Origin of the sequence: Pseudomonas sp. UW4 (assembly GCF_000316175.1) — a bacterium.
GTDB classification, from domain to species: domain Bacteria; phylum Pseudomonadota; class Gammaproteobacteria; order Pseudomonadales; family Pseudomonadaceae; genus Aquipseudomonas; species Aquipseudomonas laurylsulfatiphila.
On sequence record NC_019670.1, the window covers coordinates 1639443 to 1652122 of the forward strand.

Annotated in this window: 13 protein-coding genes; 7 read left to right on the forward strand and 6 right to left on the reverse strand. The window is 60.5% G+C overall.

The features are described 5' to 3' along the window. Nucleotides 1-58 precede the first annotated feature (58 nt). Nucleotides 59-868: a TatD family hydrolase gene (locus PPUTUW4_RS07175; RefSeq protein WP_015094018.1), complete on the reverse strand. Its 810-nt coding sequence runs from the start codon at nt 866-868 to the stop codon at nt 59-61. A gap of 224 nt (nt 869-1092) precedes the next feature. Between PPUTUW4_RS07175 and PPUTUW4_RS07180 the strand changes: the two genes are divergently transcribed. The 3 genes from PPUTUW4_RS07180 (at nt 1093) to PPUTUW4_RS07190 (ending at nt 3609) form a co-directional block, all read left to right on the forward strand. Further along, the gene (locus PPUTUW4_RS07180; protein ID WP_015094019.1) at nt 1093-2514 is read left to right on the forward strand and encodes a transglycosylase SLT domain-containing protein; all 1422 of its coding nucleotides are present in this window, start codon (nt 1093-1095) and stop codon (nt 2512-2514) included. Between the two features lie 103 nt (nt 2515-2617). Continuing rightward, complete coding sequence (locus tag PPUTUW4_RS07185; protein WP_015094020.1) at nt 2618-3052, forward strand: DoxX family protein; 435 nt, start codon at nt 2618-2620, stop codon at nt 3050-3052. Between the two features lie 248 nt (nt 3053-3300). After that, complete coding sequence (locus PPUTUW4_RS07190; protein ID WP_007973571.1) at nt 3301-3609, forward strand: hypothetical protein; 309 nt, start codon at nt 3301-3303, stop codon at nt 3607-3609. A gap of 3 nt (nt 3610-3612) precedes the next feature. Here PPUTUW4_RS07190 and greB read toward each other — a convergent pair whose 3' ends face one another. From greB to PPUTUW4_RS07205, 3 genes are read right to left on the reverse strand one after another with little or no spacing between them, the layout of a single operon-like run. Then, nucleotides 3613-4110 (reverse strand): transcription elongation factor GreB, encoded by a 498-nt coding sequence (greB, locus tag PPUTUW4_RS07195; protein ID WP_007973570.1) that lies wholly within the window; start codon nt 4108-4110, stop codon nt 3613-3615. A gap of 34 nt (nt 4111-4144) precedes the next feature. Next, complete coding sequence (locus PPUTUW4_RS07200) at nt 4145-6649, reverse strand: ABC transporter permease (RefSeq protein ID WP_015094021.1); 2505 nt, start codon at nt 6647-6649, stop codon at nt 4145-4147. Further along, complete coding sequence (locus PPUTUW4_RS07205) at nt 6649-7332, reverse strand: ABC transporter ATP-binding protein (protein ID WP_007991765.1); 684 nt, start codon at nt 7330-7332, stop codon at nt 6649-6651. Before PPUTUW4_RS07205 ends, PPUTUW4_RS07200 begins: the two co-directional genes overlap by 1 nt. Nucleotides 7333-7342: 10 nt before the next feature. On the opposite strand from PPUTUW4_RS07205, the gene PPUTUW4_RS07210 reads away from it, so the two are divergent. The 3 genes from PPUTUW4_RS07210 to PPUTUW4_RS07220 all read left to right on the forward strand — a co-directional run bounded on the left by PPUTUW4_RS07210 (nt 7343) and on the right by PPUTUW4_RS07220 (nt 10186). After that, on the forward strand, nt 7343-7948 hold the full coding sequence (locus PPUTUW4_RS07210; RefSeq protein ID WP_007973565.1) for an arylesterase: 606 nt from the start codon (nt 7343-7345) through the stop codon (nt 7946-7948). 56 nt (nt 7949-8004) lie between these two features. Further along, nucleotides 8005-8298 (forward strand): hypothetical protein, encoded by a 294-nt coding sequence (locus PPUTUW4_RS07215; protein ID WP_003226812.1) that lies wholly within the window; start codon nt 8005-8007, stop codon nt 8296-8298. A 913-nt stretch (nt 8299-9211) separates the two neighbouring features. Continuing rightward, nucleotides 9212-10186 (forward strand): L,D-transpeptidase family protein, encoded by a 975-nt coding sequence (locus PPUTUW4_RS07220; protein ID WP_015094023.1) that lies wholly within the window; start codon nt 9212-9214, stop codon nt 10184-10186. Between the two features lie 123 nt (nt 10187-10309). Here the strand turns inward: PPUTUW4_RS07220 and oprI are convergent, their stop codons facing one another. Next, nucleotides 10310-10561 (reverse strand): outer membrane lipoprotei OprI, encoded by a 252-nt coding sequence (gene oprI, locus PPUTUW4_RS07225; RefSeq protein ID WP_003199355.1) that lies wholly within the window; start codon nt 10559-10561, stop codon nt 10310-10312. A gap of 640 nt (nt 10562-11201) precedes the next feature. Here oprI and PPUTUW4_RS07230 point away from each other — a divergent pair. After that, the gene (locus PPUTUW4_RS07230; RefSeq protein ID WP_007973562.1) at nt 11202-11489 is read left to right on the forward strand and encodes a GNAT family N-acetyltransferase; all 288 of its coding nucleotides are present in this window, start codon (nt 11202-11204) and stop codon (nt 11487-11489) included. An 83-nt stretch (nt 11490-11572) separates the two neighbouring features. Here the strand turns inward: PPUTUW4_RS07230 and PPUTUW4_RS07235 are convergent, their stop codons facing one another. Continuing rightward, the gene (locus PPUTUW4_RS07235) at nt 11573-12649 is read right to left on the reverse strand and encodes a 3-deoxy-7-phosphoheptulonate synthase (RefSeq protein ID WP_015094024.1); all 1077 of its coding nucleotides are present in this window, start codon (nt 12647-12649) and stop codon (nt 11573-11575) included. Nucleotides 12650-12680: the final 31 nt, after the last annotated feature.

Here is a 12680-nt window from a genome sequence, read left to right on the forward strand (position 1 = left end):
CGATGCTCGCAGACACGACGCCTTTCGCGAGCAGGCTCGCTCCCACAGGGATTTATGGTTACTGGGGGATTGATGGCAAGCCGTAGAACGCGCGTGCACAGGCTGTGGTGTGTGCCGCCAGATCCTCCTGGCTTTCCCCGCGATGCAGTGCCACTTCGCGCAATACTTCGGTCAGGTACGCCGGCTCGTTTCGCCCGTTTTTCGGCTTGGGGCGCAGGCTGCGCGGCAGCAGGTACGGTGCATCGCTTTCGAGCATCAGGCGTCCGCGCTTGATCTCCCTGACCAGCGGATGCAAATGCGTGCCCCGGCGCTCGTCGCAGATCCAGCCGGTAATGCCGATGTGCAGGTCGAGGTCGAGGTAGCTGAACAGCGCCTTCTGCTCCCCGGTGAAGCAGTGCACCACCGCGGCCGGCAATTGGTCGCGGAAGTCGCGCAGGATCTCCAGCAAACGCTGGCTGGCGTCGCGTTCGTGCAGAAAAACCGGCAGCTGCAATTCGACGGCCAAGGCCAGATGTTCTTCGAGCACCTTTTCCTGCTGCGGGCGTGGCGAGAAATCACGGTTGAAATCCAGCCCGCATTCACCCACGGCCACCACATTCGGCTCGTCAAGCAAGCTGCGCAAACGTCGGGCGCTGTCGGCGTTCCAGTCGCTGGCGCAGTGAGGGTGAATACCGGCGGTGGTGAACAGGCGCTGATTGCTTGCGTCCAGTTGCCGGCACAGCTCAAGGGCCTGTTCGCTGCCCTCGACACTGGTGCCGGTCAGCACCAGTTGGCACACGCCGGCCGCGTAGGCGCGGTCGAGTACGGCCTGGTGTTTGTCGGCAAAACTGGCGTTGGTCAGGTTGACGCCGATATCGATGAGTTGCATGGTGCTACCTCGGCCCAAAGGCCGGAAAGCATATCAGAGCCGTGGATTTATAAGAAAAGCCAAGAACTACAACGGGTTAACGCTGTCTCTTGAGCCGCGGACCAGGCTGGCTTGGTAGTTTTGCCATCATTGTGCCAGTCTTTCGCCCGTTGTCAGCGCCCTGGGCACCCTGTTTTTGTCGTCGCGTTTCATTGACGCGGCCTCATATTCTTTCCGGAGAGTGGATGATTCGTCCCTCGGTTTTGCTACTGCTGTGTTGTTCGCTGCTACTGCCGATGATGGCGGTCGCGCGTCTGCCCGGGCCGCTGCAAGCCGTACCGGCCAGCGAGGTGCGCGACCTGACGCAGATCCGCAGCAGTCGTGTGCTGCGGGTGCTGGTCAACCAGAGCCGCAACAGTTCCGGCGAAGTCCAGGGGCAGGCGATCGGGGTTGAATACCATCGTCTGAGAGCGTTCGAGCAATACCTCAACGGTCATGCCCGTGACGGTCAGGAAATCACCCTCAAGATCATTCCCAAGGCCAAGGATCAACTGCTTGGCGCATTGCAGCGCGGGGAGGGCGATCTGGTGGCGCCAGGCGAGTTGCTCGATCTGCAACCGGGCTTTGCCGTCAGCACCAGTGAGCCGATTGCCAGCAACATCCCGTTGGTCCTGGTGGGCATCAAGGGCGAACGTCGCTACACCCGGCTTGAACAGCTCTCCGGCAAGACCCTGGCGTTACCCGCCGGCAGCGCCGCCGGGGATGCCGTCAGCCAGATCAATCAAAAGCTCGCCTTGCACAAACTGCCACCGGTCAACATCGAGTGGGTCGATCCGAGCCTTGCCGTCGAGGACGTACTGGAGATGGTCCAGGGCGGAATCTTTCACCTGACCATCGTTGAGCAACCGATTGCCGAACGCTGGGGCAAAATCCTGCCCAAGCTGCGTTTCGACAAGCAGGTCGTCATCCGTGAGCGGGGCGAAGAGTTCTGGTTCGTACGCCGTGATGCGTCGATGCTGCGGGCCAGCATCAATCGCTTCCTCACCGTCTACAAAAAACCATCGGATCAGGACGCTGCATTCCTGCGCATCTATCGCCGTCTCTATCAAGTGCACTATCCACTGGCCAAGGCGGACCGGCAGCGCCTGGAAAAACTGCGCCCGGTTCTGCAGAAACACGCGGATGCCCAGGGCATGGACTGGCTGAACCTGGCGGCGCTGGCCTTCAAGGAGTCGGCGTTGCAGCCCACCGCCCGCAGTGGCGGCAGCCCGACCGGTCTGATGCAGATCACGCCTTCTGCAGCGCAGCGGGTGGGGGTCAGCAATATTCAGGACGTAGACGGCAATGTGCAGGCCGGGGCCAAGTACCTGGCGATGATCCGGCGCAAGTTCTTTGCCAGCCCGAAACTCAACGAGCGCGAACGCATGGCATTTGTGCTGGCGGCCTACAACATCGGGCCGGAGCGGGTTCAGGGCATGCGCACCGAAGCCCGGCGGCGAGGACTGAATCCCAATCAGTGGTTCTTCCAGGTCGAACGCGTGGCCATGGAGCAGGTGGGTATGGGGCCTGTCAGCTATGTTAATAGCGTGAACAAGTATTACTTGGCGTTCGACCGGGAGCGGGAGTCGTTGGAGCCCCAGGGACAAAAGGTTGTCTCTCGCAAATGATCAACTAATCTGATTGTAATAGTGGGTTTTTTACGCTTTTAACATGTGATTTATTGATTAATATGGCGCCCAACCCACACACACTGACAAGGATTTAAACAGCATGAGCACTCTGATCAACAAGGTACTGTTTACCCGCGCTGGCTACGGCCTGACCGTTCTGCGCATCGTGGTCGGCATTGTTTTCGCCGCTCACGGCGCGCAAAAACTCTTCGGGGCGTTCGGTGGTTATGGTCTGGCCGGAACCGCACAGTACATGGAAAGCCTCGGACTGACGCCGGGTTACCTGATGGCGGCACTGGCGGGCGGCACCGAATTCTTTGCCGGCCTGGCGCTGATCATCGGCTTACTGGTTCGCCCGGCTGCATTGGGCCTGATCTTCCTGTCGCTGGTCGCGATTTTCTCGGTGCACATCAGCAATGGACTGTTCATGGCCAACAACGGTTATGAATTCGCCCTGGCCTTGCTCGGTGGCAGTATCGCGGTGTTGATCGAAGGTGCGGGCAAACTCTCGGCGGACCGTGTCATCGCCGGCTGACCGCTCTGGTTCAACGAAAATGGCCCGCCTCGTGCGGGTCTTTTTTGTTGAGCGTCATTCTTGACACTGTCCAGTCAGCTTCTCTAGGATGTTGCTCATGCGCCGATTTAAACAGCTACTTGCGGGGCGCCAGGTGACTCATTCAGTTGCCGATAGAAGCCGAAACAGGCTTCGAAATACCGCTAAAGCGCTGGTTCGGTGTTGCCTCTCACCTGCCATGCAGACTTTTGAGGCAGAGACACGACACAATGAATGCACTAAACCCGGTAGTACGTCCCGCGCCGATCACGGCACATCTCACCCAGCGCAATCCAAAAATCCTGCTTGGCGGCAAACATCAGCCGACGCTCTTGCGTTATCTCGATGGCTGGCCACGTCGTACCGGCGGTCCCGCTGCCTTTCTGATCCAGTTTGTCGAAGACGGTGAGTCGCTCGCCCGTTTCGCCGACGACAGTTTTGATCTGGCAGTGATTCAATCCCCCAGCCTCGAAGACGCTCCCGAGGTGATCAGGCAACTGACTCGCGTTGCCCGGCAAGGGCTGATCACCCGCCCTTGAGGTTTACGGGTAGTCGATCGCCACGATATAAACACACTGCTCACCGGTCGGTGTCTGGACCCGGACTTCGGCGTCCAGTGCCTTGCCGATCAGGGCTCTGGCCAATGGCGAGTCAATGCTGATCAGGCCTTGTTTGAGGTCCAGTTCATCCGGTCCGACAATGCGGTAGCGCGACTCTTTGCCATCCTCGTCCTCGATCGTGACCCAGGCGCCGAAATAGACCTTGTTCGGATCGCTGGGTTTTTCGCTGACAACCTTGAGCGCTTCCAGGCGTTTGGTGAGAAAACGCACGCGGCTGTCGATCTCTCGCAGCATCTTTTTGCCGTAGGTGTACTCGGCGTTCTCCGAGCGATCACCCTGTGCCGCGGCTTCGCTGACCGCCTGGGTCACCTGGGGTCGACGCACATGCCACAGTTCATGGAATTCGGCGCGCATCCGTGCTTCACCCTCGGGGGTGATCAGCGCGGTGCCGGCGGTGCGGGGAGGGCGGTAACGGCTCATGGCAACTTCTTGTGGTGGCGACGGCTGGAGTCTATCAACCCTCGCGCAGGACTGTCAGCGGGCTGGCGTTCAATGCCCGACGGGTGCCGAACACACCGGCACCGCCGATCAGCACCGCGCCCAGCAGTGGCAGCAGCAACAGCCAGGGATGCGGATGCCACGGCAGGTCAAAGGCATAGCGGTAGAGCACCAGGCTCACCAGTTCCGAGCCCAATGCCGCCAGCAAACCGCTGACCGCCCCCAGCAAACCGAACTCGATGCGCCGCGCCTTGACCAGCAATTGCCGTTCGGCCCCCAGCGCGCGCAGCAGCGCGCCCTGGCGAATGCGTTCGTCCAGCGTCGCCTGCAGGCCGGAAAACAGCACCGTCATCCCAGCCGCCAACACAAACAACAATACGTACTCCACCGCCAGGGTGACCTGGGCGAGGATACTGCGCAATTGTTCCAGCAAGGCTTCGACCTGCAGGATCGTCACCGCCGGGAAGGCGCGGGACAGGTCGACGATCTGCTGGTCATGTCCCGCTGCCAGATAGAAGCTGGTCAGGTAAGTCGCCGGCAGATCCTTGAGGGTGCCGGGCTGGAAGATCATGAAAAAGTTCGGCTGGAAGTTATCCCAGTTGATCTCCCGCAGGCTGGTGACTTTCGCCTCGCGATTGACCCCGCCCACGCTGAAAACCAGATGATCGCCGAGCTTGATTTTCAGGCTTTCAGCGACCTTGCCTTCTACCGACACGCCGGGAACATCATCGGGTGCCTGTTCATTCCACCAACTGCCCGCCGTGAGCTTGTTGCCCTCCGGCAGGTCCGCCGCCCAGGTCAGGCTCAGGTCGCGCTGGACTGCCCGATCACCGGCCGATTCTTTGGTGACGATCTGCTGCACCGGTTCGCCGTTGATGCTGATCAGGCGCCCCGGCACCACCGGGTACAAGGGGGCCGATTTTGCCGACACGGCGATCAGGTGATCGGTGAAGGCCTGTTTATCCGCGGGCAGAATGTTCAGGGCGAAGTAATTGGGGGCGTTTTTCGGTAGCTGGTTCTGCCAGGTATCCAGCAATTCGCCGCGCAGCAGCGCAATCAGCGCCATCGACAGCAGGATCAGGCCGAACGCCAGGGACTGGCCTGCGGCAGCGAGCGGATGACGCAGCAATTGTCCGAGTCCCAGGCGCCAGGGCAAGGACGCACGCGCAAGCAAGCGCCGCAGGCTCTTCAACAGCAGCAACAACAAACTGCCCAGCACCAGCGCTGCAATCACGCCACCGCCGAGCAGGGCAAAGGTCAGCACCAGGTCCAGGCTCAGGCGCCACATGATCAGGCCGAGGGCGCCCAGCGCTGCACCGTAGACCATCCAGGTGCTGGAAGGGATCGGCAGCATGTCCCGGCGCAGCACGCGTAATGGCGGAACCCGGCCCAGAGCCGCCAGCGGCGGCAAGGCGAAACCGGCCAGGGCCACCAGTCCGGTGCCGATCCCGGCGACGGCCGGAAACAGTCCGCCCGGAGGTACGTCGGTCGGCAGCAAGTCGTGCAGCAGGGCAAACAACCCCAGCTGTGCGAGCCAGCCGAGGAGTGCGCCGCTGATGCTGGCCAGCAGCCCGAGCACAGTCAGTTGCAGGCTGAACAACACCATGGTTTCCCGGCGCGATAGTCCGAGGCAGCGCAGCAAGGCACTGGCATCGAATCGGCGGGTGGCGAAGCGGGTCGCCGACAACGCCACCGCCACGCCGGACAGTAGCACTGCCACCAGACTGGCCATGTTCAGGTAGCGTTCGGCCTTGCCCAAGGCTCCGCCGATCTGCCGGTTGCCATCCCGGGCGTCCTGCAAGCGCTGGTTGGCGGCGAGTCCCGGTTTGATCAGTTGCCGATACATCTCGAGTGCCTGGGCATTGCCTCGCCATAATTCGCGATAGCTGACCCGGCTGCCGGGTTGCACCACGCCGGTTGCCGCAAGGTCGTCGAGATTGATCAGCACCCGCGGCGTCAGGCTGTAGAAATTGCCGGCGCGATCGGGTTCGTAGGTCAGCACCCGCGCCAGTTTCAGGGTTTTCATGCCGACATCGATGCTATCGCCGATCTTCAGGTCCAGGGCGGTCAGCAGGCGTGCCTCGATCCAGGCTTCACCGGGTTGCGGTCCGCCACCGGCGCTTTCCGTGGCGAACGGGGCGGGCGCGCTTTTCAGTTCGCCGCGTAGCGGGTAGGTGTCATCGGCCGCCTTGATGCTGGACAACTGGATGCCGTTGTCGGTGGCGATAACGCTGGAAAACTCCACCACCTGCGCATGTTGCAGCCCCAACTCTGTGCCGCTTCTTATCTGTTCGGGGCGTGCGGGCGAACTGCCTTCGAGGAGCAGGTCGGCACCGAGAAACTCAGTGGCGCGCAGCATCATGGCGCCATTCAGGCGGGCGCCGAAATAGCCAATGGCAGTGCTCGCGGCCACGGCCACCAGCAAGGCAAAAAACAATACGCGTAATTCACCCGCGCGGGCGTCGCGCAGCAATTGGCGGATGGCGAGACTGAACAGGCGCAACAGCGGCAGGCGTGCCATCAAGGCTCCAGAGGGGCGACCAGCAGGCCGGCTTCAAGACGGATCAGGCGCCGGCACCGATGGGCCAGGCGTTCATCGTGGGTCACCAGCACCAGGGTCGTGCCGCGTTCCTTGTTGAGTTCGAACAGCAAGTCGCTGATGCGCTCACCGGTGTGACTGTCGAGGTTGCCGGTCGGTTCGTCGGCGAACAGCACATCGGGTTCGGCGGCAAACGCGCGGGCAATCGCCACGCGTTGTTGCTCGCCCCCGGAGAGCTGGCGCGGCGAATGCGTCAGGCGTTGCCCCAGGCCTACACGTTGCAGCAATTGGGTGGCGCGTTCGCGGGCGTCCTTGCGGCCATCGAGCTCCAGCGGCAGCATGACGTTTTCCAGGGCATTGAGGCTGTCGAGCAGCTGAAACGATTGAAAGACAAAACCCACATGCTCGGCGCGGATGCGCGCACGCTGGTCTTCATCGAGGTTGCTCAGGCCTTGCCCGGCGAGGGTGACTTCGCCGCTGCTCGGCAGGTCGAGACCGGCGAGCAGGCCCAGCAGTGTGGATTTGCCGGAACCGGAAGCGCCGACGATGGCCAGGCTGTCTCCCTTGTTCAGTTCCAGGCTGAGTTCGTGCAGGATGGTCAGTTCACCTTCCGCGCTGGGAACCACTTTGCTAAGGTCCTTCGCTATGAGAATGCTTGCGCCCATGGAGAGTCCGATGCGTGTCTGGTTTTTGAGTGCTGGCCTGGCCTTGATGTGCATGGCCCAAAACGCAGCGGCGGGTACAGTCCTGATCGTTGGCGATAGTATCAGCGCCGGTTTCGGGCTGGATACCCGGCTGGGGTGGGTGTCGCTGCTTGAACAACGGCTCAGGCGCGAAGGTTTCGACGACAAAGTGATCAATGCGTCCATCAGTGGCGACACCAGTGCCGGAGGCCAGGCGCGCCTGCCCGCGCTGCTTGCAGAGCATAAACCGGAACTGGTGATCCTCGAGTTGGGGGGCAATGATGGCCTGCGCGGTTTGCTGCCAACTCAATTGCAACAAAATCTTGCTTCGATGATCGACAGCTCCCGGGCCAGCGGTGCCAAGGTGTTGTTGCTCGGCATGCAATTGCCACCCAATTATGGTGCGCGTTACACCAAGGCGTTCGCCGAGGTCTACAGCAACCTGGCCGATGAGAAAAAGATCCCGCTGGTGCCGTTTTTCCTCGACGGCGTGGGGGGGCATCCGGAGTTGATGCAGGCCGACGGCATACACCCGGCCGCCGGGGCCCAGGACAAGTTGCTGGAAAATGTCTGGCCTACTCTAAAACCGCTGTTATGACACTTTTCTAGACGCAGGCTTTCGGCTAAGGTGGCGCCCCCGATTTGGAGCCCCCGATGCCGCGTCCCGCCTGGTCACTATTTGCCTATCAACTGATCGAGCCTGACGAACAGCTGGATCTGTTCGCCTGCCAGGAAGTGCGGGTGCATCTGGTGACCCGTCAGCTGGAGTTGGGCGGCTCGGCTGACCGGACCCTTTGCGGCAGCCTGTTGCCGGCACAACCGCGCTGGTCGAGTGTTGATCGCCGGGTGTTTCAGGATCAGCGGCTGTGTTCGTTGTGCCGGGCCATTCTTGAGTCGCAGAAGCGGGGGACGTCGCCGATCTGGCCTGAATTGCGGTTTGAGCTTTGATTCGTAGTTGTGCGCTTGTCTTTTGCTGATTGGGTACATATCCGTTTTTTAGGTAACGGCGGCTTATGGTTTCGCCCTGACGGCGACTCCCTTTTTTACAAGCGCCTAAAAAAGGAAGCAAAAAAACTCGCCCCGAATGTACGGCCCCTCGCTGAGGCTCGGGGTACCTTCGCTCCGGTATTCATCCGGGGGCATTGCCCTCCGGTCGGCTTCGCTTCGACCTACATGCAATGAGTTCGACTGCGTCGAACGGCGCTGCGCGCCCATCCCCGGATGAACACCTGCGCTCAGCCTGCCGAGGGGGCGGGTGGATCAAGATCAAGAGCTGCAGGCGAGCTAACGCTCGGCCTGATGAGTGGTGAAGAGCGAAGATGTACGCCGACCTGCCTTTGCTCTTCTGTGGGGGCGAGCTTGCTCGCGATGGCGGCCTGTCAGCCGGCCGAAATCTCGCGGATCCAAGCCAGCAAACAGGCCGGCCGGTAGGCCGCCTCGGGTTAGCCGCCGCCGGCCATGGATGGCCGATGGCGGCGGGCTCTGTAGGAGCGAGCTTGCTCGCGAAAAACCTGAGAGCACCGCGGGGTGCCAGGCTCCCCGCATCATAGTTGACCTCCATCGCGAGCAAGCTCGCTCCTACAGGCTTTTCCAAAGTGACCCGCTGTAAGAGCGGAACCGCCAGAGGCCGTGACCGCAGCAATGGATATGTACACCCGTAAAAAACACATCGCCCAACACAAAGCCTTCGCGAGCAAGCCCGCCACAGGGATCTTCAGTGGCCAGAGGCCCAGTGTGGGAGCGAAGATAATCGCAAAATCACCTTGCACTGCCTGCAATCGGGCCATCTCCCCGAAATAACGGGCGGCAGTGTACAATCGCGTGCTTATACCCTCTGTTGATCATGCGAAGGATTTTCCGGATGTTGCCGCGCTTTCCTGCCGTCACCCGCTGCCTGACTCTTGCCGCCCTTTTTGTGGCCGGTCCCGTTGCAGCATTGGAGTTGCCCCTGCCACCGCCCGGTGAGGACATCATCGGCCAGGTGCAGGTGATCAAGGCCAAGTACGAAGACACGTTCGCCGATCTTGGTACTGCCTATGACCTGGGCTACACGGAAATGGTCGCGGCCAACCCGGGTGTCGATGCATGGTTGCCGGGCGCCGGCACGGAAATCATTCTGCCGACCCGCTTCATCCTGCCACCAGGCCCGCGTGAAGGCATCGTGATCAACCTGGCCGAGTACCGTCTCTACTACTACCCGAAAGGCAAGAACGTGGTGTACACGTTCCCGCTGGGTATCGGTCGTGAAGGCTGGGGCTCGCCGATTGCCCACACCAGCATCACCGCCAAGACGCCTAACCCGACCTGGACGCCTCCGGCGTCGATCAAGGCCGAGCACGCGGCAGACGGTGACCCGCTGCCCAACGTTGTGCCGGCAGGCCCCGACAACCCGCTGGGCCCGTTCAAGTTCACCCTGGGCACTCCGGGCTACCTGATCCACGGTTCGAACAAGAAGTTCGGTATCGGCATGCGCACCAGCCACGGTTGCTTCCGCATGTTCAACAACAACGTGCTGCAAATGGCAGGCATGGTGCCGGTCGGTACCTCGGTACGGATCATCAACGACCCGTACAAGTTCGGCATGAGTGGCGGCAAGGTCTATCTGGAGGCGCACACGCCGCTGGACGACAAGGGCAACCCGTCGGTGGTCGACAAGCACACAGCGGTCATCAATGCGATGCTCAAGCGTGAAGACATCACCAACAACCTGCGCATGAACTGGGATGTGGTGCGGGACGTGGTGGCCGCCGAAGACGGCCTGCCGGTAGAGATCGCTGTGCCGGGCAACGGCGTTGCGCCGATGGTGTCGAGCACGCCGATCGATCCGCTGCAGTAACGCTTGCAAAGAGCCCGTCGACGCAGACCGCGTCGACGGGTTTTTTATTGCCTGGAGAAACGCCGGGCAATAAAAAAGCCGACCCAAAAAATGGGTCGGCTTGATAACAATCCCGAGGGATTATTACTTGCGGCTAGCTTTGTCCAGCATGCGCAGAGCACGCTCGTTAGCTTCGTCAGCAGTCTGTTGTGCTTTTTGAGCAGCAGCCAGAGCTTCATCAGCTTTACGGTAAGCTTCGTCTGCACGAGCCTGGGAGCGAGCAGCTGCGTCTTCAGTAGCGGTCAGACGTGCTTCGGTTTCTTTCGATGCGCTGCTGCAACCGGTAGCCAGAACTGCGGCCAGAGCCAGAGCAGAGAATTTCAGAACGTTGTTCATCGTGTTCCCCTTCAAGGACTTTCTATTAAGTAGCTATCTCCTCCGATTGAGGAAATAGCCGGCGTACATACTACCCATTACTTGTAGTAAGTAAAACTGACGTGAAGCAAGAAGCAAAAAAATTGTAGGCGTTGATTCTTTTTCGAGCAACTTTTAACTGAATTGTTTAAAAAATATCCAGCTGCAAGGCCCGTGGCTGAGCGAACTGCCGAGAAAAAGTTCCTTCGGCACAGCGCTCTTTTTCCCTGGCTGGCTAAAGTCCGCCTATATGGATTCGTCTACACTTTTGTTCGGCTTTTGCGTGGCGCCTCTCACTATCTTTCTCGATGTTCAGGTGACTTTAACAACGGACGCTCGTCTTAAGTCTCAACATCCGGCAATGTTCAGGCTATCGACCCGGAGTGACCTTCGGTCGAGCCATTCCTGCGTGAATACGGAGCAGCACCCGCCAACCGGCATGATGACGAGCGCACCTTGAGCATTTCTGCCAATGGTGCCTACTATTTGTACGTGCTCGGTAGCGCGAGATCGGTGCAGTTCTTCTCGGTGTCCATTCAGGCACGGGGTGGCGTAGATGTTCCTTCGCCGGAAAAACATCGGTAAGGTAGGGGTCGGAATTCCAGACCCGCGAGGAGTAGTGATGAGCGAGGCGTTGTCCATCCACCATGACCAGGCTGGTCATCAGTTCGAGACCAATGTGGACGGTCATCGTGCCTATCTGACCTATATGGATCTGGGGAAACAGACCCTGGATATCTATCGCACCTTCGTGCCCAACGCATTGCGTGGTCGCGGTATTGCGGCAGCCTTGACCGAGAAGGCGCTGGAGTACGCTGACGAAATGGGCTACACCGTCATTCCATCTTGCTCCTACGTCGAGCGCTACATGGAGCGTCACCAGCGGCATGCGGCCAAGCTGAGTCAGTGACTTTCAGTCAAACGAATGCATAAAAAAACGCCGGGTTCTACCCGGCGTTTTTTTGTGCGCTTTTGGAACAGGCCGTAAGGCGATCAGCTGCGATCGCGTTTAGGCAGCACATCCTTGAGCTTGGCATGCATGCTGCGCAAGGTGTTTTCGGTCGCGGTCCAGTCGATGCAGGCGTCGGTGATCGACACGCCGTACTGCAGATCGGCGAGGTCTTTCGGGATCGCCTGGGCGCCCCAGTTCAGGTGGCTTTCAACCATCAGGCCGATGATCGACTTGTTGCCTTCGAGGATCTGGTTGGCGACGTTTTCCATCACCAGCGGTTGCAGGGCCGGATCCTTGTTGGAGTTGGCGTGGCTGCAATCGACCATGATGTTCGGCTTGATCTTCGCCTTGTTCAGCGCCTGCTCGCAAAGCGCAACGCTGACCGAATCGTAGTTCGGCTTGCCGTTGCCGCCGCGCAGCACCACGTGACCGTAGGCATTGCCCTTGGTCGTCACGATGGAGACGCCACCTTCCTGGTTGATACCCAGGAAGCGGTGCGGGCTGGAAACCGACTGCAGGGCGTTGATCGCCACGGTCAGGCCGCCGTCGGTACCGTTCTTGAAGCCGACGGCCGAGGACAGGCCGGACGCCATTTCACGGTGAGTCTGGGATTCGGTGGTGCGCGCGCCGATGGCCGACCAGCTGATCAGGTCCTGCAGGTACTGCGGGGAGATCGGGTCGAGGGCTTCGGTGGCGGTCGGCAGGCCTTTTTCGGCCAGGTCCAGCAGCAACTGGCGACCGATGTGCAAGCCATCCTGAATCTTGAACGAGTCGTCCAGGTACGGGTCGTTGATCAAGCCTTTCCAGCCGACGGTGGTACGTGGCTTCTCGAAATACACGCGCATGACCAGATACAGGGTATCGGACACTTCGGCAGCGAGAGCCTTCAGGCGCTCGGCATATTCGTGGGCGGCCTTGATGTCGTGGATCGAGCAAGGCCCGATGACGACGAACAGGCGGTGGTCGGTGCCATCCAGAATGTTGCGAATGACTTCGCGGCCCTTGGTGACGGTGCGCAGTGCGGCGTCGCTCAGGGGAATATCGCGCTTGAGCTGATCGGGAGTGATCAGCGTCTCGTTGGAGGCGACGTTTAGGTCGTTGATCGGTAAATCAGCCATCGTTTACTCGTCAGGTCACGGGTGCCGGCCG

Bases quoted from the DNA above. Each gene is read 5' to 3' on its own strand.
- PPUTUW4_RS07175 (WP_015094018.1), bottom strand. From the start codon at position 868: ATGCAACTCATCGATATCGGCGTCAACCTGACCAACGCCAGTTTTGCC.
- PPUTUW4_RS07180 (WP_015094019.1), top strand. From the start codon at position 1,093: ATGATTCGTCCCTCGGTTTTGCTACTGCTGTGTTGTTCGCTGCTACTG.
- PPUTUW4_RS07185 (WP_015094020.1), top strand. From the start codon at position 2,618: ATGAGCACTCTGATCAACAAGGTACTGTTTACCCGCGCTGGCTACGGC.
- PPUTUW4_RS07190 (WP_007973571.1), top strand. From the start codon at position 3,301: ATGAATGCACTAAACCCGGTAGTACGTCCCGCGCCGATCACGGCACAT.
- greB (WP_007973570.1), bottom strand. From the start codon at position 4,110: ATGAGCCGTTACCGCCCTCCCCGCACCGCCGGCACCGCGCTGATCACC.
- PPUTUW4_RS07200 (WP_015094021.1), bottom strand. From the start codon at position 6,649: ATGGCACGCCTGCCGCTGTTGCGCCTGTTCAGTCTCGCCATCCGCCAA.
- PPUTUW4_RS07205 (WP_007991765.1), bottom strand. From the start codon at position 7,332: ATGGGCGCAAGCATTCTCATAGCGAAGGACCTTAGCAAAGTGGTTCCC.
- PPUTUW4_RS07210 (WP_007973565.1), top strand. From the start codon at position 7,343: ATGCGTGTCTGGTTTTTGAGTGCTGGCCTGGCCTTGATGTGCATGGCC.
- PPUTUW4_RS07215 (WP_003226812.1), top strand. From the start codon at position 8,005: ATGCCGCGTCCCGCCTGGTCACTATTTGCCTATCAACTGATCGAGCCT.
- PPUTUW4_RS07220 (WP_015094023.1), top strand. From the start codon at position 9,212: ATGTTGCCGCGCTTTCCTGCCGTCACCCGCTGCCTGACTCTTGCCGCC.
- oprI (WP_003199355.1), bottom strand. From the start codon at position 10,561: ATGAACAACGTTCTGAAATTCTCTGCTCTGGCTCTGGCCGCAGTTCTG.
- PPUTUW4_RS07230 (WP_007973562.1), top strand. From the start codon at position 11,202: ATGAGCGAGGCGTTGTCCATCCACCATGACCAGGCTGGTCATCAGTTC.
- PPUTUW4_RS07235 (WP_015094024.1), bottom strand. From the start codon at position 12,649: ATGGCTGATTTACCGATCAACGACCTAAACGTCGCCTCCAACGAGACG.